Raw genomic sequence first — 19,681 nt, 5'->3', positions numbered from 1 at the left:
TCCTCCGAAATGTTTAACAAAAAAACAGTAACCATGAAATTTAATTTTTTAAGAAAAGAGAATAAAGTAGTACTCAACTACGAAGGTGCAAAAGCTTATACAATGACACCTGCAGAAGAACTATATAGTGCTGTTGTAACAACAGGATTATCAAATGCAACCTATGAAAAAGGAAATGACAGATTGGCAAGAATTCAATCTTTGATTACAAAAAACGATCCTGAATTTGTTGCAAAATTGGCGGTTTATGCAAGAAAAGAAATGTATTTGCGTTCAATTCCATTGGTTTTGACGACTGAATTGGCGAAAAAAGCTTCAGGTACAGACTTGGTAAGCAAAACAGTTAACGGAGTTATCCAAAGAGCTGATGAAATCACAGAATTGCTGGCTTATTACCAATTGGCAAACGAAAGAACAGAAACAAAAAAGCTGAACAAACTTTCAAAACAAATTCAAAAAGGTTTGGTAAAATCTTTCAACAAATTTGATGAATACCAATTCGCAAAATACAACAGAAAAGCTGAAGTAACTTTGAAGGACGCATTATTCTTGGTTCACCCAAAAGCAAAAGACGAAAATCAACAGTCAATTTTCAACAAAATCGTAAACGATGCGTTGGAAACTCCATATACTTGGGAAGTTGAACTTTCAGTGTTGGGTCAGACAAAATTTGCTGATGAAGCAGAAAGAAAATCAGCTTTTAAAAACAAATGGGAAGAATTGATTTTCAGTAATAAACTGGGTTATATGGCAACGTTACGAAACTTGCGAAATATCCTGGAAGCCAACGTTTCTTCAGATGCGATGTACAAAGTGTGCAACTATTTGTCGGATGAAAAAGCGGTGAGAAATTCAAAACAATTGCCATTCAGATTTTTGGCGGCGTATAGAGAATTGAAAACGATCGATTCACCTTACTTGTCATCAATTTTAGAAGCATTGGAAGATGCGGTGATGGTGAGTGCAAAAAATATCAAAGGTTTTGGTTTCGATACTTCGGTGGTGATCGCAGCAGACGTTTCCGGTTCGATGCAACAGCCGGTTTCCCCGAAATCTAAAGTTTTGTTGTATGATATCGGTTTGTTGATGTCGATGATGTTGCAGTCACAGTGCAAAAATGTGATTTCAGGTATGTTTGGTGACCGTTGGAAGAGAGTTCCGATGCCTAAAAACGGTATCTTGAGAAACGTTGATGCATTTTATAAAAGAGAAGGTGAAGTTGGTTATTCCACAAACGGTTATTTGGTGATTGAAGATTTGCTGAACAGACGTGAAAAAGTGGATAAAGTAATGTTGTTCACCGACACTCAGCTTTGGGATAGCAACAGAGGTAGAAATTCCTTTGAAAACTCATGGAATCAATACAAAAGTTTCAACCCCAATGCAAAATTGTATATTTTTGATTTGGCGGGCTACGGAAAACAGCCGTTAGATGTCAGAAAAAATGATGTATATCTTATCGCAGGCTGGTCCGACAAAATTTTCGATGTACTGAATGCTTTGGAAGACCGAAAAACAGCAGTAGAAATGATTAAAAAAGTAGTGCTGTAAAAGGCACTGCTTTTAAAAATAAAACTAATAACCAATTTTTTTAGGAGCTATTTCCCGCTTTCCACTATATCTTTTTCTTTTTTGAGAAAAAAGAAAAAGGATGCCGTTGCAATCGGGGCTAGGAAAAAACAAACTGCAGAAATGGAAAATAAATATAAAAAAGTAGCAGATTTTGAGTTTAGCGAAATAAATATTGGTTTAGAGGAAACCGAATTTATAAAGGAATATTCTAAATTAATCTTTAATGGTTTTTTCTTTATCAAAACAATTGAGAGTAATCAGGAGGAATTTAGAAATTATCTTAATTCCATTCATAAACCGTTAGAAGATTTTGATATTAATATTCCTTTTCAGTCTGCAACTTCTGATGCAAAAGATTTTATTTATCATCTTATAAATAATGAAACTTTAAGAAGGATAAGTCTCTACTTCTATGAAGATAGCGATTTTTTCACAATAGCCACACAATATACTTCATTGGAAAATTTTAGAAAATTACCCATAGCAGAAATGAATAAATTGAAGCTACAAAGATATTTATTTGAGATTGCAAAAGAGGGAAGTATATACGAAGAATGGAAATCTTCGGATAGATTGACAAGTAAAATGATCAATGATTTTCTAGTGAAATTGTTTCAAAACGATAATTATAGAATATTCAACATTGGAGATTGGAGTGGTTATGATATGGGCTTTTATATATGTTTTTTATTAATTGATTTAGATAAGGCCCAGATTACTTTCTTCGCAAAAGATGATTATGATTAATAAAGCAAACCGATGCCGTAAGAAAAGAAATCCTTCGACTTCCAATTGACATAGAGTCTTTTCGCTATATTGCTCGGTTTATATTAACCAATGTCGTTGCCATAAGAGTTCCATCGATCAAATTTAAAACTTGAACAACATAAAAACTCTTATAACTTGTTACTTGGTTTTTTAAATTTAAAAATAATTTCAACTGCGTGAAAAGAATGCGTACTAACACAATAATTTTACAACAACAAAAAACAATAACCATAAAAACTCAAAAAAGTAAGTGTCGTAAAACAGAATTTCTTCGTTAAGGAGCGGTTATATAGGTTCAAATCCTGTTCCTGAAAATTCTGGACAAAGTCTCTGTTTGATTTTTTACCTTACTTAAAAACAATCGATGCCGTAAGAAAGAGTTCCTTCGAATCCAAATTGAAAAAAAGCCTCTTTCAAATTTTTGCTCGATTTTAAAAACTATAAACATTGAAACGATAAAATAAAAATCAAGTGTCGTCTTAGAATCATACTTCGATATCCAAACATTGTGTCGCAGGTTCGAATCCTGCCTGTTCCACGAGGAAGAGTAGCTCAGTTGGTAGAGCAAATGAACTGAAAAAAGGATTCTATAATTTTACCTTGATTTAAAAAACAAAAAGAGTGCCGTAGAAAAGGCTTACTTCGAGTCAGAATTTAGACCTCAAAAATCTAAGAAAAGTGCAATATCCCGAATAACAGTAAGGAGCAGGTGCATGTCTGTCTTTTCGCCTTTTGCCTCTTTTTCAATAAAATTATGAATAACATCAAGTGTCGTTAGTATAGAAATACTTCGTTCCAGGCTTAAGATACAGGTTCAAATCCTGTCTGTGAAAACAGTAGTCTAATGGTAGGACGTAAGCGTAAAGTATCTGTACGTAATTCACCTTGATAAAATAAGAGTGTCGTAGAGAAAACTTACTTCGGTAAATCGTATGATATTGGTTCAACTCCAAAATAAACCTGAAAATGGTTTATATGTAGTTTTCTCGTTCTTTACCTCTTTTTAATTTAAAAATATAAACAAGTGCCGTAGAATAGTGTTACTTCGCTCATTACGACGGGGTCGCGGGTTCGAATCCCGCCTTTTCCACAATCAAAACACAAAATTTAAATAGGAAAAGTAGCTCAGTGGGTTAGAGCACGACATTACGCTTTTTGGTTGTTGCCTTGTTTTAAAATATAAAGTGTCGTAGAGAAAAGATTCTTCGTCCACATAGGGGAGGAATAGCGAAGTCGGTTACTCCGGCAAGGCTATCCGGTTCGATTCCGGTATGACTAGCCCCGTCCTTTTCTCGTTTTTTACCTTTAAAAAATCCGATGAATCTTTTGGCTCATCGGATTTTTTTATTTTTGAATATTTCAAGTCAAAAAAAATTAATTCTTGGCTGTTATCTTTTCAAATTCTTCTTCAAATGTCTTTTTCCATTTGGCAATCGTCGTTCTGCTAATTTTGTATTTTTTTGACATATAATTAGTAGAAAGATTATGTTTTTGCTGATACTCAAGAAGTTTTATCATTGTTTTCTTATCATAAGTTTTTAACTTTTGATTGTTTTGCGAACTTTCTTTTGATTGCTTAAAAACCAATTCGTTAAAATTCAATATATCTTCCGTTGTTTTTAAATTCTTTATTAGACGTTGAATTTTAGGATCTTTTAATTTTTCAGGATCCTTTTCTTTCAACATGTCCTGGTAAATTTTTGTATAATTGGGGCGCATGAGATTCTTAATTTTAGATTTTTTGAAGCCAGCGGTGCAGAGTGCTTTTAGGAATAGAGTATTCGCTGATTATTTCACTGTGTGTCATTTCACCGGACTGTATTTTCTCGATGATAAAATCCTTAATTTCCTGAGTATAAATGTTTTTCCTGAAATAAGGGATTTTGTTGGATCTGTGATTTTTGCCTTTGTCAATAGCTGAAGGAGGAGAATACAAAATCAGGTGTGAACTGTAAAGTCTGAAAAAATCGTACTCCAATAGCTTTGAACATCTTAAAAGCAGATCAGTATCTATAGATTTACTTTTGTAAATCTCTTCAACAGCTTCCTCATCTTTTTTGAGAAAACTACATACCCTTTCAATGCTGATTTCCAATTCCTCAACTCTGTTTTTGATAAACTGTCCTATATGTATTTCTTTGTATAACATGTGATAAAATTACCTTAGTGTTTAGTAAACAATTTGCATGCAAAACAGCACAAAAAATATATTAATTTTTCTAAAAATAAAATATTCTAAAAAAGATTTACTGAAAAATCAAGACCATGAAGTGTAAATAATGTGTAACAAATCAGAATAATAATCCTTTCTGATTCCTATTACATAAAGAATTTCGTGTCTTCATTTTGTTTTCTCTTTTTCATTTCATTCAGTAAAATCTTTATTTCATATCTTTCTCTAAAGAAGTATAAATAATATATTACCTGTTAAAATTCTTTCATGCAATTTTCTTTTTATAATTTTAATTATTATGTTAGATTCTATTTGAAATTTTAATTAATCATCATTAATTAGCTTAAAATTTTAATAGAAAATAATTAATATCTTTAATTTCAAATATAGAAAAAATAGGAAGAAAATCAAAAAAATGAGGTGAAAATTTTGTTAAATATGAATTTTGTTTAAAATTAAATGAAATAAGTGGAGTGTATAGTGAAATATTGTAATCGCTTTTGTTTGTAAGACAAACAATTTATAGCAGAACATGTTGTGAAATATTAAATGGAGGTACCACAAAAATTGTATGGAAAAATTCAAGTACCTACCTTTGCCACGAAATGAAAAATACCATTGCCTTATTCGATTTCTCGAAAAAAATAAATTATAAAAACGAACTTCTTGCAGGTTTTACAGTTGCAATGACCATGATTCCGGAGTCACTTTCATTTGCAATTTTAGCCGGGCTTTCTCCGCTGACAGGGCTTTATGCAGCTTTTATGATGGGATTGGTCACCGCAGTTTTAGGCGGTCGCCCCGGAATGGTTTCCGGTGGAGCAGGAGCAACAATTGTCGTTTTGATAGCTTTAATAAAAACTCACGGTGTAGAGTATCTCTTTGCAACGGTGGTTCTCGCAGGGATTTTTCAATTATTGGTCGGTACTTTCAAGCTGGGAAAATTTGTACGCTTAATTCCGCAACCGGTTATGTATGGCTTTTTGAATGGTTTGGCAGTCATTATCTTCATGGCGCAGATCGAACAGTTCAAAATTATTGATGCAAACGGAGCTGTTGGTTGGCTTCAAGGTACATCCTTATATATAATGTTGGGTTTAACAGCTCTAACGATTGCAATTGTTTACTTTTTTCCGAAAATTACGAAAGTCATTCCGGCTTCTTTAGTCGCAATTTTAATCGTTTTTGGAATTGTTTTAGGATTTGGAATTAATACTAAAACAGTTGCAGACATCGCTCATATCAGTGGAAGTTTACCCAATTTCCATATTCCAAATATTCCTTTTTCACTGGAAACTTTACAGATTATTTTTCCTTACGCTATGATTATGGCAGGAGTTGGTTTGATTGAATCGCTGTTAACTTTATCAATGGTCGACGAAATCACCAATTCAAAAGGAAATACAGATAAAGAATCTATTGCTCAGGGCTTGGCGAATATTACCAACGGTTTTTTCGGTGGAATGGGAGGTTGTGCGATGGTTGCACAGACTCTGGTTAATTTAAATGCAGGTTCAAGAGCCAGACTTTCAGGAATAATTGCATCCATTACCATTTTAATAATTATTCTTGTTGGCGCACCTTTTATTGAAAGAATTCCGATGGCTGCTTTGGTTGGAGTTATGATGATGGTGGCAATCAGTACGTTTCAGTGGGTTTCAATCCGAATTGTCAACAAAATGCCGAAATCTGATATTTTTGTAGGAATTACAGTAGCCTTAATTACCATTGTTTTGCACAATTTGGCTTTAGCGGTTTTGGTGGGAGTCATTATTGCAGCATTGGTTTTTGCCTGGGATAATGCAAAAAGAATTCGTGCAAGAAAACATATTGATGAAAACGGAATTAAACATTACGAAATTTTCGGTCCGCTATTTTTCGGTTCTGTTACAGCTTTTACAGAAAAATTTGATCCGGCAAATGATCCCGAACAGGTTGTGATTGATTTTAAGGAAAGCCGAATTGTCGATATGAGCGCGATTGATACGTTAGATAAATTATCAAAAAAATACAATGAGTTGAATAAAAAACTGCATTTAAAACATTTAAGTGAAGATTGTATAAAAATACTGAAAAATGCAGAAGCAGTTATTGAAGTCAATATCCAGGAAGATCCGACGTATAAAGTGATGCCTGAGAAGTAGGAGAGTTTTAGGGTTTGAGAGTTGGAGTGTTTTTAGAGTTTTGGTGGCTGAAATTTTGTAGTCCCGAAGGGACGATTTAGAAAAAGATCGTATAAAATGCGGTCAAAAATATAATGAGGTGTAATTAGCAAAATCCACGATGGAAAAGAAGAAATTCATTCACATTCACCTTTATAACCCAAACAAGGACTGCAAAATAAAATTTACAGCCCTCGTTTTTTAGGTTATTAATGTATTCGCAATGAAATCAGGCACCAAAGCATAATGCGACAACTTCATGCTGATCGAAGCTCTTCCGCTCGTCAACGTTCTCAGATCAGAAATATATCCGAAAGTAGAAGCTAAAGGAACTTCCGCTGCAAAAATTTTTCTTCCTGATTTTTCATCGATCGAAGTGATCATTCCTCTTCGTTTGTTGATGTCGGCGGTTACAACTCCGGTATATTCTTCAATACTTTGAATCTCAATCTGCATGATCGGTTCCAAAAGTTTCGGCTTGCAAGCTTTTGCTATTTCTTTGAAACCATCTCTTGCGGCGATTTCAAAATCTAAAGCATGAGAATCATTACTGTGAGTCGAGCCGTCAAGAAGAGTAATTTTCATACTTTCCAAAGGATTTCCGCTCAATGGGCCGTTTTCCATTGCCTCTCTGAAACCTTTTTCAATCGAAGGAATAAACTCACCCGGAATCACACCGCCTTTAATTTGATTAATGAACTCCAAACCGATTTCATTATTCTCACGAGGTCCAATTTCAAAAGTGATATCCGCGAATTGTCCGCTTCCTCCGTTTTGTTTTGAAAGTTTTTCTCTGTGTTTTCGGGTTTCCGTTAAAATTTCTCGGTAAGAAACTTTAGGTTTTCCCTGATTGATTTCAATTCCGTGATTCAATCGGATTTTTTCTAAAGTAACTTCAAGATGTAATTCACCTAAACCGCTCAACAAAGTTTCACCTGTTTGCCTGTCTCTTTCAACAACCAACGAAGGGTCTTCTTCTTGAATTTTAGCTAAGACCAATCCGAAAGATTTCTCATCAGCATTCGTTTTCGGCTCAATAGAAACTCGGATAACCGGCGCCGGAATCGAGATGGATTCTAGCAAAACAGGTTTTTCAATGGATGATAAAGAATCTCCTGTTTTCGCATCTTTTATTCCTGTTAAAGCAACGATATCTCCTGCTTTTCCTTCTTCAGCCGTTATGGTTTTGTCCGACTGCATTTGTAAAATCCTAGAAATTCTGAAATTTTCGCCCGTTCTCACATTCAAAACCGTGTCTCCGGATTGTATGTTTCCTGAATAAATTCTCAGCATTGCCAGCTTGCCCATGTGTTTATCAATCACAACTTTGAAAACCAGTCCCGAAAAAGTTTCTTCTTCATTTCTTTCAAGCTCGATTGTTTCTTCCGTTTTCGCATCTTTTCCTTTGATAGAAGCTAATTGATTTGGGGCAGGAAGATAATCTACAATCGCATCAAGCAATGGCTGAACTCCTTTATTTTTAAAAGCAGAACCACATAAAACAGGAACGGTAGCTCTTGACTTACAGGTTCTTTTTATGGCTTCAACAATCATTTCTTCAGAAATTTTCGTCTCAGAATCCATGAATTTTTCAAAAAAAATTTCGTCAAATTCTGCTAATGTTTCCATTAATTTTAACCTGAATTCGTCGGCTTCGGCTTTATAATTTTCAGGAATTTCTTTTTCAACAATCATTTCCCCATTTTCGTCGACCCAGTACAATGCTTTTTGTTTAATTAAATCAATAACTCCTTCAAAATTGTCTTCAGAACCAATCGGAATTTGCAAAGCCAAAGGAACTGCATTTAATTTAGTTTTGATTTCATTAAAAACAGCAAAGAAATCAGCCCCGATTCTGTCCATTTTATTGATGAAACAGATTTTTGAAATTCCATGTTTTTCCGCTTGAAACCAAACATTTTCCGTTTGTGGCTGAACTCCTGAAGAAGCACAGAAAACTGCAACAACGCTGTCCAAAACTCTCAAAGAACGTTCAACTTCCACTGCAAAATCAATGTGACCGGGAGTATCAATAATGTTGATATTGAAAACATTATCATCTTTTTTCCATTGTGTGGAAATGGCTGCGGATGAAATTGTAATTCCTCTGTTCTTCTCCTGAATATCTTTATCCATCGTGGTATTTCCTTCGTCTACGTTTCCGATTTTGTGGATCATTCCTGTATAATAAAGCAATCTTTCCGTGAGGGTTGTTTTTCCTGCATCGACGTGTGCTATGATCCCTATATTTCTTGTGTTGTATTTCATTTTGTTAAATTTAAATTGTTGATTTTTAAACTTCTGAAATAATGTTGAGTGATGTTTCTTGATTTTTTGACGCAAAGATTTTTTAAAATTAAATCTAATTTAAAGGAGCAAAGATTGAATCAATTTTATTGATTTTAAGAAGCTGGCTTCATCAGCGACTTTGTCGCTATTCTTTGCTCTCTGAAAATATGCAATTTATCTATTTAAGACTTTGCGTTTAAAAGAAAATTTCCAATATTTTATCACCGAACAACAGAAGTTTTTCGAGTGTAAAAGCTGAAAAGGAGGGTAGCAAAAAAGACCTATCTGAACAGATAGGCCTTCGTTATATTTTTCTTTTTATAAAGGTCGATCGTTATTCAGATAAATATTCAGTGCTACCAAAGTACACAGCTCTGATAGGATTGCTTAAAGTGATTATATTTATCATTTTTGTTGACATTGTTGATTGTTAATCGGTTGCGAAATTATAAAAAATATTTAAATGACAAAAATTTTTTGAAAATATTTTATTAACGACAAAAAGGAAGTCGTTTTTAATAAATAATAAATAAAATTGAAATTACGGAAATCATAAAAATATCTTAAAACATCAAACTACTTTTACTCATTAATTTAAAAATTTTATCTTTGGGTAGAATTGAAAATTTAAAACATATTTTGATGATGAATAACTCAATAATAATTAAACATCTTTTTCAGGAAATAAGCTAAATAAAACTTTTAACTACACCATTTTGAAAACAGATATCGACATCCACAATCACTCACATTTTTCTTTTGATTTGTGGCTTACTTTAATAAAATCTCACCCTGAATTTAAAGCAAAAAGAGTTGAGTTGTTCTCTTCATTTTTTGACGTAAAAAAACCGCTTGACGAGGTTGCGAGAGTCGTAAAATATTATGATGATCTTTGTAATTCTATCAATGAGGTAATTGGAGGAAACATAGACACTTTTGAAATATATTTATTGATCTTAAACTCTTTAGAAATAGATTTAAAACAACTAAATAAAGATAAATTAAACAGATTTTATCAAAAAAGCGAAGACTTGTTTCTGGAATATAAACCTATTGTGATTTTCGAAAATTTGCATCAGTTTTTTGATGAAATTAAAAATCAGGGAAAGACCATAAATATTTTGAGTAATACAGGTTTTATCAAAGGAAAAACCATGAGAAAATTCCTGATTAATGAAAATCTAAATCAGTATATCGATTTTCATATTTATTCTGATGAAATTAATTGCTCAAAACCTAATCCTCAGATATTTCAGGAGGTGAAAAATTTAATAAAAAACCAAGATTTAGATTTAAAGCAGATTTTGCATATTGGTGACAATCCGATTGCTGATTATAAAGGCGCAAAAGATTTTGGTTTTAATGCCCATTTACTTAAACACCAAATATAATTATGAACAAAAGGTACAGCTTACACCACATTCATTCGGCGGATGAGTTTACTTTTTCACCCGCAGAATATAGCTATTTCAAGTATGGCGATAAGTCGTATGCTGAGAAATTTGCGAAAGAATTATTCGAAGGATTTATTTCCGGACATGAAGATATTTTAAATACAGATAAGGAAATTGTAATTTTGCCAAGTCCTTACATGGCAATTCCGACAGCTTCTAATTTTTTGTGTTTCTATTTTAAAAAACAATTGGATTTTTACTTGTTTCAGAAAGGGAAAAAGTCTAGTATTTTATCGAAAATTAACAGAAATCATACGTATACAACCGATTACGGAAATTTGAGTTTCGAGGATCGTAAAAATTTGATTGCCAATGATACTTATTATCTCGATAAAGATTTTCTTAGAGGAAAACTTTGTATTTTTATAGATGATATTAAGATCACAGGAAGTCATGAATTTACAGTAAATAAAATTTTAGATGAATATAATGTAGAAGCAGATTTTTTATTCATGTATTATGCTGAATTGATGAATTTTAACCTCGATCCTACTATCGAAAATTATTTTAATTATTACGCTGTGAAAAATGTGGAACACATCGCGGAAGTAATGGTAAAGCCTAGTTTTCAGTTTAATACGAGGATCGTGAAATATATTTTAGGCTTAGATTCAAGTAATTTTGAGTATCTTACGTCTAAAGTAACAAAGAAACATATAGATAACTTGCTGGAACTTGCTATCAGCAACAATTATCATTTAATAAAAGAATACGAAAACAATATAAACACTTTAACGCAAACCGAATTATATTATGGCTATTAACTTACAGAAAGGACAGAGAGAAAATATAAACGCACCTAAATTTACGGTAGGTTTAGGATGGGATACCAATAATACATCTACCGGAACTGGCTTTGATTTAGATGCATCTTTATTTTTATTGGGAGAAAATAAAAAGTTAATTTCAGATAATCATTTTATTTTTTATAATAATCTTGAATCTCCGGATAAAGCAGTGATTCATTCTGGTGATAATTTGACAGGAGATGGAGCAGGAGATGATGAGCAGATCAAAATCGATCTGACTAAAATTGATGACGCTGTAAAAGAAATCACTGTGGTAGTGACGATTCACGATGCAGATGCAAGAAGACAAAATTTCGGGCAGGTAAGAAATTCTTTCATCAGAATTTTCAATACAGATACGAATGAAGAAATTTTGAAGTACGAATTAGACGAAGATTTCTCCATTGAAACGGCAGTAGAATTCGGAAGAATCTACAACAGAAACGGAGAGTGGAAATTCGAAGCAGTTGGAGCAGGACAGAGAGACGGTCTTGAAAAATTTGTATCAATTTATCAATAATTTATCATGGATAATCAAGAAAATCAACCAATTGATCCACTTGGATCTATTGAACCTTTAAAAACTTTTGAACCAACTCCAATGGCTCCGCCACCGAATATGGCGGCTCCAAGTACGCCTCCTGCACCACTTGTGGACAGAGACGGAAATGTAAATCTTACACAATTACAGGTAGAGGAGCGTAAAAAATATGAAGTTCTTGCAGATTCTATCGATGAAACAAACCCGGGATCGATCGTTAACTTTGGAGCTGATCTTCAGAGAACGTTATCAAATCAGAGTGACAGTTTCTTGGGAAATGTAAGAAGATCAAATTCAGGAGAAGTAGGTGAACTGATTAATAATTTATTAGTCGAGCTGAATTATGTAGATGTTGAGGAATTAAATCAAAATAAATTCAAAAGCTTTTTAAGCAAATTGCCTTTCATGAAAGGGGTAATGACGCAGATCGAGAATTTATTTGCTAAATATGATAAGATCGTTAATAATATTGATCAGATCGCATATAAAGTAAACGCCGGAATTATCACTTCTACGAAAGATAATGCTGTTCTACAGACGATTTTTGAAAGCAATGTAAATGCAATCAAACAAATCGAAGAACTGGTAATTGTCGGGAACCTGAGAATGGAAAAAGCAGGAGCAGAATTGGCTCACATGGAAGCAAATACTCAGGAATTTCAGGATTATCAGATTGCTGATAAAAGAGATTTTATCAATAGATTAGACAGAAGACTGGCGGATCTTAAAGTGGTTCGTCTGATCATGATGCAGTCTCTTCCGCAGATCAGATTGGTTCAGAATAACAACGTTTCGATCGCTGAAAAAGCGCAGACGATTTTAACAACGACGTTGCCACTTTGGAAAAACCAGCTTTCATTAGCGGTTGCGATGTACAGACAACAGCAAAGCATTGAAATTCAGCAGAAAGTTTCGGCTACAACGGAAGAAATTTTGAGAAAAAATGCAGAGCGTTTAGGGCAGAATTCTGTGAATGTAGCAAGAGCAAACGAGCAGACTATCGTTTCTGTTGATGTATTGAGAGAAACGACTGCGAAGTTGATCAGCACATTAAATGAAGTTAAGCAAATCCAGAAACAGGGTGCAGAAGGAAGAAGAAAACTGGATCAGGATTTGATGACTCTGGAACACGAATTAAAAGCAAACGTAAGAGGATAATAACAGGATAAAAGGTGAATGATGATGCTGTAAACATAATGTCCCAAAGCAAAAGAAGATTAACGAAACTTAAACTTCTTGCGAATTTTTTTGAAAATGTTGATATAATTTCCATCTACATTAAGACGGATATTATTCATAATCTTTTTCAGGAAAATAATGGTTTGGATTACAGTAAACTCGAACTTTTTCACCTTCAGTATACCGACAGTCTCATCGAACTTCTGACTAAAATTAAAAGACAAAAGGAAAATGATATGTTGGCTGTTATTAATGAAATTGATATCAATAACAAATATATTTCCGGTTTCGAAGAAAAGCGTGTAGACGGTTTTGAAACAGACCGGAAAATGTACAGCGGTATTTTTTCCAATCAATTAAAAAGTCTGTATAAAGATCTTACGGAAGACAAATTCCGTTTGAACTGGGACAATGTTCTGTATTTCTATAAAAAATATGCGACAGAATTCTACAGATCGAATGTTGATGAAGAATTATTGAAATCCGGTTCGTTTCCGGCCTATCAATATCAGGATTATCAGATAGAAAGGAAATTATTGGGAAGGCTTAATATTCAGAACTTTAAAGTTCGTTTTGTTTGCGGTTACGTAATTACAGGAAATGAATATGAATTATTTAAAATTTTCCAGTCCGACGATTATTTTATCTTTGATCTGGAAGGTAAAAAAATGTATTTAATTGATCCGAAAAAATTGGAAAAATTAGATACACTGCCCAATGAATCGAATCAGGGAACGATTGTCAATCAGCTGAAAAAAAAGAATGAACAGCTGGAAGAAACGATGAACGAAAGGAAAAAAATGTTACCGGAGCAGGTAATTTTAGTATTAAAAGATTATATTAAAAATCTTGAAAATACTGATGTTATGAGCAAAATGTTTGATATCAATGAAGAAACCAATATTCTTCGCGCAATGCTTAATTTAAATTTGAATAATAATTAAAAAGCCGGGAAAGCTAAAAAAGCAAAATGAAAATTAGCTTCTCTGCAAAAATATAAACAATAAACTAAACATAAAATGGCTATTAACTTACAAAAAGGTCAAAGAATTAACCTTACGAAGGAAAACGGAACGACTCTTTCACAGGCTTGTGTAGGAATCAACTGGGGAGCAATTGAGAAAAAAGGATTTTTCGGTGGAGTTACAAGAGAAGCGGTAGACTTGGACGGAAGCTGTATTTTATATGATTCAAATAAAAACGCAACTGAAATCATTTATTTCGGAAATTTAAAATCAAAAAATGGTGCAGTAAGACACAGTGGTGATGATTTAACAGGTGACGTAAACGGAGATGATGGTCTTGACAACGAGGTGATTACTATTGACTTTAGTAATTTGGAATCAAACGTAGAACACGTTGCTTTGGTTTTAAATAGCTACAAAGGTCAGGATTTCGGTACAATTCCTTTTGCTTCAATCAGAATTTATGAAGGAACTCCAACCAATGTGAGAGAAGTTTTTGCTAAATATGATATTGCTAACGATGCATCTTTCAAAGGTCATGTGGCAATGATAATGGGAGTTTTCTACAAGAGAAACGGAGAATGGAAATTCAACGCGATCGGAGATCCTACAGCTGACAGAAAATTACAGGAAACCATCGAAACTGTAAAGCAAAAGTATTTGTAAGAGATTATAAATCAAAACAATAATAGATTAGCAATAATTGTACTTTGTACAGCTATTGCTTTTATCGTATAAATAAGCAGATAAAAAAGTGGACAAACATCAAAGTATTATAGACCTTCATCCCGGTTTGGTTTGGGGATTTGCCATAACGGTGGTTATCATGTTGCTCCTTGACTTAGGAGTTTTCAATAAAAAAAGTCACGAGGTTTCTTCCAAAGAAGCTACAATCTGGTCAATTGTCTGGATCTCGCTGTCTATGATTTTTTCCGGAGTTGTGTATTGGGTTTTCAATACAGACGGAACGGCGGGAAGTCATGCTGTCGCAGTAGAAAAATTCACACAATATCAGGCTGCATATTGGGTTGAAAAGGCACTTTCGGTGGATAATTTGTTTGTATTCATCTTGGTTTTCGGGTTCTTTAAAGTTCCGAAATATCTTCACCACAAAGTTCTTTTCTGGGGAATTATAGGAGCGTTGATCTTCAGGGCAATTTTCATTTTTGCAGGTGTTGGATTGATTAATCTAACGTATTTGCCTGAAATGAATGTTTTCGGAAAAGCTGTTCAGATTAATATTGTCATGGTTCTTTTCGGTCTGTTTCTCATTTACGCAGGGATCAAATCCTGGGGAGATGGTGACGACGGTGATGATGAAGACTACAGCAATACAGCCGGAGCAAAATTGATCAAAAGATTCTGGAAAGTTTCTGATAATTATGTTGGAGATAAATTCTTTACCATTCAGAACGGAATAAAAATGGCAACTCCGCTTTTGGTAGTTGTCGCTGTAATTGAATTTACGGATGTACTTTTTGCGGTGGATTCTATTCCTGCGATTTTTGCAATTTCAGATGATCCATTTATCCTTTACACATCGAATATTTTCGCAATTTTAGGTCTTAGATCTTTATATTTCCTATTGGCGAACTTTATTCATATGTTCAGCAAATTACCTTACGGATTGGCGGTTATTCTGTCTTTCATCGGAGTAAAAATGTTGATCGCACCGTGGATTCATATTTCATCGCCGCTTTCATTAGGAATCGTGGGTGGAGTTTTGGTTATTTCGGTACTTTTATCGATCATTTTCCCTGATAAAAAAGAGGAAGAAGAGAAAGAAAAAATTGAAGAATAATATCAATTACAATAAAAATAGAAAGGCTTTACAAATTGTAGAGCCTTTTTTATTTTAGATTAAAATATAATTATTTGTATTTCAAAAGTTTGTTGATCTTAAGTCTCGTTTGTAAAGAAACCTTATACGCTTCATCACGAAGCTTTTGGATTTTTCCTACAGGCTGAAAAAATATTTTGCTTTCAAAAGGATTAAATGACAGCATTTCATTATCACAGGTAGTCGGACTTAAAATAGAATCTTTTTCAATTTTCACTTCACCAATTTTAATGTAAGGTGAATTTTTCCATTCCACATTGAGTCTGTTGATTGGCTGATCTTTCAAATCATAACAAAACTGAACCATAACATCTGCAGTGAAATCATTCGTTTTAAAATAATTTCCAAGTGCATTTTTTATATTTATTTTTTTGCCGAAATGTTTGTCGACGGATTTCGGACTCAACTTAATTTTCATCATATTTTCTCCCAATCGATAAACTCCGACAGAATGATAATCAAATGATAAGATGAAATCATTTCTTTTGCTGATTAATTTTACAATATTCATTAAAAAAGAACCTGTAAAAATCGAAGGTGTAATTCTTAAAATTTGAATCATTAAAGAAAATGAACTCCATTTTTTTACAAAAAAACGGTTGACGGATGTAAATAATTTCAGAAAAGTACTCACAGAATTGATCGGAAACAAAGGGAAATTAACCAAAGGATAATTGGCAAGCAAATCTCCGTTTTCGTCTTTTATTTTCACCGAAAACCCATATGCAGGAATATCTTTCTTGGTTTTATTAATCTTTAAATGAGCATTTGAAAAACGAATGATTAAATCGTATTTTTCTTTATCAAAAAACTGTTGAAGTTCTTCGGGAACATTTTTATCGATTAAAAATTCACCTTTTGCAACGGCATATGTTTTCGCGTGAGCGTTTCTGGTGGCGTAGTTGACATCGCTGATGGAAGTTGACTGTTCAACAAAATCAGCAATGCTTTTTTTGTTGATTTCAAGAAGTTCTTTTTCTTCGTCGGTTAGCTTGTCGTATTTCTTGTTATATTTTAATGGACTTGGCATTTAGTTTTCAAAATCCAATTATAACGCCAAGTTGCGAGAATTGTGTTAACCTAACATTAAGGTTCTTTGAATTAATTTCATGGAAATGATTAAATGTTTGAATATATGATAAGTAGGGTTTTGTTTTTTCATTTTTTGGTCTGAAATACTTCCATATTTGATTTTACAATTTTCCGGCAAGAAAAATTATCTTTGTAAAAAAATTAATTATGGGAGTAGCAGATATGTTATTTAAGCGTAAAAAAGAATTGGCAGAGAAAAACCTGAAAGACGGTAAAGAATACATGGAGGAATATGGGAAGAGAGAAAGCGTCGTTCAGTTACCAAGCGGTTTGCAATACGAAATCATTACAGAAGGAGACGGTGAAAAACCTGGTCCTAAATCTACTGTAAAATGTCATTATCATGGAACTACAATTTCAGGAAAGGTTTTCGACAGTTCTGTAAAAAGAGGAACTCCGGCTTCATTTCCATTAAACAGAGTAATTTCAGGATGGACTGAAGCGCTTCAGCTAATGCCTGTAGGAAGCAAGTGGAGATTGATTCTTCCTCCGCATTTAGCTTATGGAGAACAGGAAATCAGTAAGGAAATCGGACCAAACAGTACACTTGTTTTTGAAGTAGAATTGTTGGGTATTAAATAATTTTCCCGTTAAAAGTAGCTTAAAAATTTACCTGATTTTCGGGTAAATTTTTTTATTTGTGTATATTCGTAATTAGGTTAATTATAACATAAAATTGTGCGTAAAGTTTGTCATTCCGTAGGAATCTCAGCAAAGTTTTTATAATTAATAGTTTAAATTCTTCCTGTTTTTATTAAAAATGAATTCACAAAAAATGAAGAAACTATTTTATTTTTTTGCTTTTTTAGGATTATTGATTTCCTGTGTTTCAAAGAAAAATCAGGTAATTAAACAGAATATATTGATATTAAAAGACAGCTATTGCAAAGCACCTTTTAAATATAATTATGTAAATAAATTACCATCTTATAATTCGGATTCCATTATCGCTGCGAATCAGGAGCTAAAAGGAACATTTTCTGATCAGAGTATTTTGATTTTAAATGCATTGGATAATCTGGATGAAGTTCATCAGATCATGGAACTTAAAAAAGACACTTCCCTTGAATCTCAGGTAAAAGTTTTGCAATTAAAAAGTAAAATTAACAGTAAAATAACGATTGCTTTAACAGAATTAGATGCTGTCGCTGCAGAATTTGACTGTGAAGGAGAAAGAGTTGCACAAATCGGAAATTATGTTGATAATCTGAATGATTCAAGAAATAATAAATTGATTTTATATTCAATTGTAACAGGAGCAGCAGCTTCCATTGCTGGAGGAATTATTAAAGATAATGCCTGGAGCAATGCTGTTGACATCGGAGGTGGAGTTTTAGGAGCTGGTTTTGGTTTGGCAACATTAAATCCGAAAGGAAAAAAAGTGGAATTTATTCATCAAAGAAATCTTTTAAGAGATGTCTGGAAAGAAAAGCTTGAATCTTCAAACTTTCCACCCTTCGTTTGGTATATGTATACAGAGAAGAAATTTTCTAATAAAGATGAGAAACCAGTTATTGAGAGTATTAAGAAAAGATGGCTTCATTTTCAGTTTGATAATGACTTAGAAGCTGCAGAAAAATCAGTCATTTTCAGTAGTGGAGGTTTTTATCGTGCTGATGATCTTCATAATCGAGCTGCCATGCTGAATCAGATGCAGTCGGCGACGAGAACGATTAATCAGAATATCAATTATTTACTTTTAGATTTAGATAGATTGATTCTTTAAGAAAAATTTAACTGTAATAAAATTTGTTACATTAAAAATGTTTATTTATCTTTGCTGTGTAATTACGATGAACAATACAAGATTTGCTACGGCAATACATATCATGACTTTATTGGCGGAAAGTCCGCAGGATTGGCTCACTTCCGAATGGATGGCGGGAAGTATCAATATTAATGCTGTAGTTGTCCGTAAAGAACTGAGTGTTTTAAAGGAAGCCGGTTTAATTACAAGCAGACAGGGAAAGGAAGGAGGAAGTCAGTTGGCAAAAAGTGCTGATTTGATAAGTATTTCAGATATTTATCTGGCAGTAAAAAATACTGAAGTTTTAGGTAAAAAAAATAATAATCCTAATCCGGCTTGTAGTGTAGGAAGAGAGATTAATAATCACTTAAATATATTATTTTCAGAGACTGATCAATTGGTTTTAAATTTTTTAGGTGATAAATCATTAAAGGAATTTAGTGATCAGTTCAAATAAATTTTTTTTGACAATAAATGTAACAAAACTTATTACAATTTAAAATAAAATATAATGAAAAAAGTAGCAGTAATCGGTGCAACGGGTTTTGTGGGAACACAATTGGTAAATGAATTATCAAACAGAGGATACGAAGTGGAAGCTATTGTTAGAGACGCTTCAAAAGTTCAGGAAAATGAAAAAGTAACAGCAAAAAGTGTTGATGTAAATAATGTTGAGGAATTGGCAGAAGCTTTACAGGGAAATGATGCGGTAATCAGTGCTTTCAATGCAGGATGGACAAATCCGAATTTGTATAACGATTTCCTAAACGGATCAATAAACATCGAAAAAGCAGTTGAAAAATCCGGAGTAAAAAGATTCATTACTGTTGGTGGAGCAGGAAGTTTATTTATTGAAGGAAATCAATTGGTTGATTCACCGGAATTCCCTGCAGATTATAAAGCCGGAGCAACTGCAGCGAGAGATTATTTAAATAAAATTAAAGAAAATAATACATTGGATTGGACATTTTTCAGTCCGGCAATTGAAATGCACCAGGGAACCGCAGGTGTAAGAGTTGGAAAATACAGAACGGCTTTAGAAAACCCTGTTTTTGATGAGAATGGAAGAAGTGTTCTTTCAGTGGAAGATGTTGCAGTAGCTTTAGTCGAT

The 19,681-nt window shown here is 33.2% G+C and carries 18 protein-coding genes; 14 read left to right on the top strand and 4 right to left on the bottom strand.

The features are described 5' to 3' along the window. Positions 1–33 precede the first annotated feature (33 nt). Both ABD745_RS11275 and ABD745_RS11270 read left to right on the top strand, forming a co-directional pair. On the top strand, positions 34–1,551 hold the full coding sequence (locus tag ABD745_RS11275) for a TROVE domain-containing protein (RefSeq protein WP_344829626.1): 1,518 nt from the start codon (positions 34–36) through the stop codon (positions 1,549–1,551). Between the two features lie 81 nt (positions 1,552–1,632). After that, positions 1,633–2,319: a hypothetical protein gene (locus tag ABD745_RS11270; RefSeq protein ID WP_344829620.1), complete on the top strand. Its 687-nt coding sequence runs from the start codon at positions 1,633–1,635 to the stop codon at positions 2,317–2,319. A 1,395-nt stretch (positions 2,320–3,714) separates the two neighbouring features. Here ABD745_RS11270 and ABD745_RS11265 read toward each other — a convergent pair. Next, positions 3,715–4,026, bottom strand: coding sequence for a helix-turn-helix domain-containing protein (locus ABD745_RS11265; protein ID WP_344829613.1), 312 nt, complete (start codon positions 4,024–4,026; stop codon positions 3,715–3,717). Positions 4,027–4,072: 46 nt separating this feature from the next. After that, positions 4,073–4,489 carry a transposase gene (locus ABD745_RS11260; RefSeq protein WP_344829606.1) on the bottom strand — a complete coding sequence of 139 codons (417 nt, stop codon included), beginning with the start codon at positions 4,487–4,489 and terminating at the stop codon, positions 4,073–4,075. Between the two features lie 629 nt (positions 4,490–5,118). On the opposite strand from ABD745_RS11260, the gene ABD745_RS11255 reads away from it, so the two are divergent. After that, on the top strand, positions 5,119–6,657 hold the full coding sequence (locus ABD745_RS11255) for a SulP family inorganic anion transporter (protein WP_344829598.1): 1,539 nt from the start codon (positions 5,119–5,121) through the stop codon (positions 6,655–6,657). Between the two features lie 219 nt (positions 6,658–6,876). Here the strand turns inward: ABD745_RS11255 and fusA are convergent, their stop codons facing one another. Beyond that, a complete protein-coding gene (fusA, locus tag ABD745_RS11250; protein ID WP_344829590.1) occupies positions 6,877–8,943 on the bottom strand; it encodes an elongation factor G in 2,067 nt (688 codons plus the stop codon). A 737-nt stretch (positions 8,944–9,680) separates the two neighbouring features. On the opposite strand from fusA, the gene ABD745_RS11245 reads away from it, so the two are divergent. The 7 genes from ABD745_RS11245 (at position 9,681) to ABD745_RS11215 (ending at position 15,692) form a co-directional block, all read left to right on the top strand. Continuing rightward, on the top strand, positions 9,681–10,355 hold the full coding sequence (locus ABD745_RS11245; protein WP_344829583.1) for an HAD family hydrolase: 675 nt from the start codon (positions 9,681–9,683) through the stop codon (positions 10,353–10,355). A gap of 2 nt (positions 10,356–10,357) precedes the next feature. Then, positions 10,358–11,182, top strand: coding sequence for a phosphoribosyltransferase family protein (locus tag ABD745_RS11240; RefSeq protein ID WP_344829575.1), 825 nt, complete (start codon positions 10,358–10,360; stop codon positions 11,180–11,182). Continuing rightward, positions 11,172–11,726: a TerD family protein gene (locus ABD745_RS11235; RefSeq protein WP_047397587.1), complete on the top strand. Its 555-nt coding sequence runs from the start codon at positions 11,172–11,174 to the stop codon at positions 11,724–11,726. The genes ABD745_RS11240 and ABD745_RS11235 overlap by 11 nt, the downstream gene beginning before the upstream one ends. Before the next feature lie 6 nt (positions 11,727–11,732). Next, positions 11,733–12,905, top strand: coding sequence for a toxic anion resistance protein (locus tag ABD745_RS11230; protein WP_344829571.1), 1,173 nt, complete (start codon positions 11,733–11,735; stop codon positions 12,903–12,905). 38 nt (positions 12,906–12,943) lie between these two features. Continuing rightward, complete coding sequence (locus ABD745_RS11225; RefSeq protein ID WP_344829568.1) at positions 12,944–13,870, top strand: hypothetical protein; 927 nt, start codon at positions 12,944–12,946, stop codon at positions 13,868–13,870. A gap of 75 nt (positions 13,871–13,945) precedes the next feature. Beyond that, positions 13,946–14,557, top strand: coding sequence for a TerD family protein (locus tag ABD745_RS11220; RefSeq protein ID WP_344829565.1), 612 nt, complete (start codon positions 13,946–13,948; stop codon positions 14,555–14,557). Between the two features lie 88 nt (positions 14,558–14,645). Further along, positions 14,646–15,692 carry a TerC/Alx family metal homeostasis membrane protein gene (locus tag ABD745_RS11215; protein WP_344829562.1) on the top strand — a complete coding sequence of 349 codons (1,047 nt, stop codon included), beginning with the start codon at positions 14,646–14,648 and terminating at the stop codon, positions 15,690–15,692. A 70-nt stretch (positions 15,693–15,762) separates the two neighbouring features. Here ABD745_RS11215 and ABD745_RS11210 read toward each other — a convergent pair whose 3' ends face one another. Beyond that, on the bottom strand, positions 15,763–16,761 hold the full coding sequence (locus ABD745_RS11210; protein ID WP_344829559.1) for a catalase family protein: 999 nt from the start codon (positions 16,759–16,761) through the stop codon (positions 15,763–15,765). A gap of 209 nt (positions 16,762–16,970) precedes the next feature. Between ABD745_RS11210 and bamJ the strand changes: the two genes are divergently transcribed. The 4 genes from bamJ to ABD745_RS11190 all read left to right on the top strand — a co-directional run. Next, complete coding sequence (gene bamJ / locus ABD745_RS11205) at positions 16,971–17,405, top strand: BamJ family beta-barrel-assembly machinery protein (protein WP_081986754.1); 435 nt, start codon at positions 16,971–16,973, stop codon at positions 17,403–17,405. A gap of 193 nt (positions 17,406–17,598) precedes the next feature. Continuing rightward, complete coding sequence (locus tag ABD745_RS11200; RefSeq protein WP_344829555.1) at positions 17,599–18,549, top strand: hypothetical protein; 951 nt, start codon at positions 17,599–17,601, stop codon at positions 18,547–18,549. A gap of 37 nt (positions 18,550–18,586) precedes the next feature. Next, positions 18,587–19,027, top strand: a complete 441-nt coding sequence (locus tag ABD745_RS11195) for an Rrf2 family transcriptional regulator (RefSeq protein WP_344829553.1) — start codon at positions 18,587–18,589, stop codon at positions 19,025–19,027. A 54-nt stretch (positions 19,028–19,081) separates the two neighbouring features. Continuing rightward, on the top strand, positions 19,082–19,681 hold a 600-nt coding region (locus tag ABD745_RS11190), incomplete at its 3' end, for an NAD(P)-dependent oxidoreductase (protein ID WP_344829547.1).

Origin of the sequence: Chryseobacterium ginsenosidimutans (genome assembly GCF_039536845.1) — a bacterium.
Taxonomy (GTDB): domain Bacteria; phylum Bacteroidota; class Bacteroidia; order Flavobacteriales; family Weeksellaceae; genus Chryseobacterium; species Chryseobacterium ginsenosidimutans_B.
This window is presented reverse-complemented; position numbering and strand designations above follow the sequence as displayed.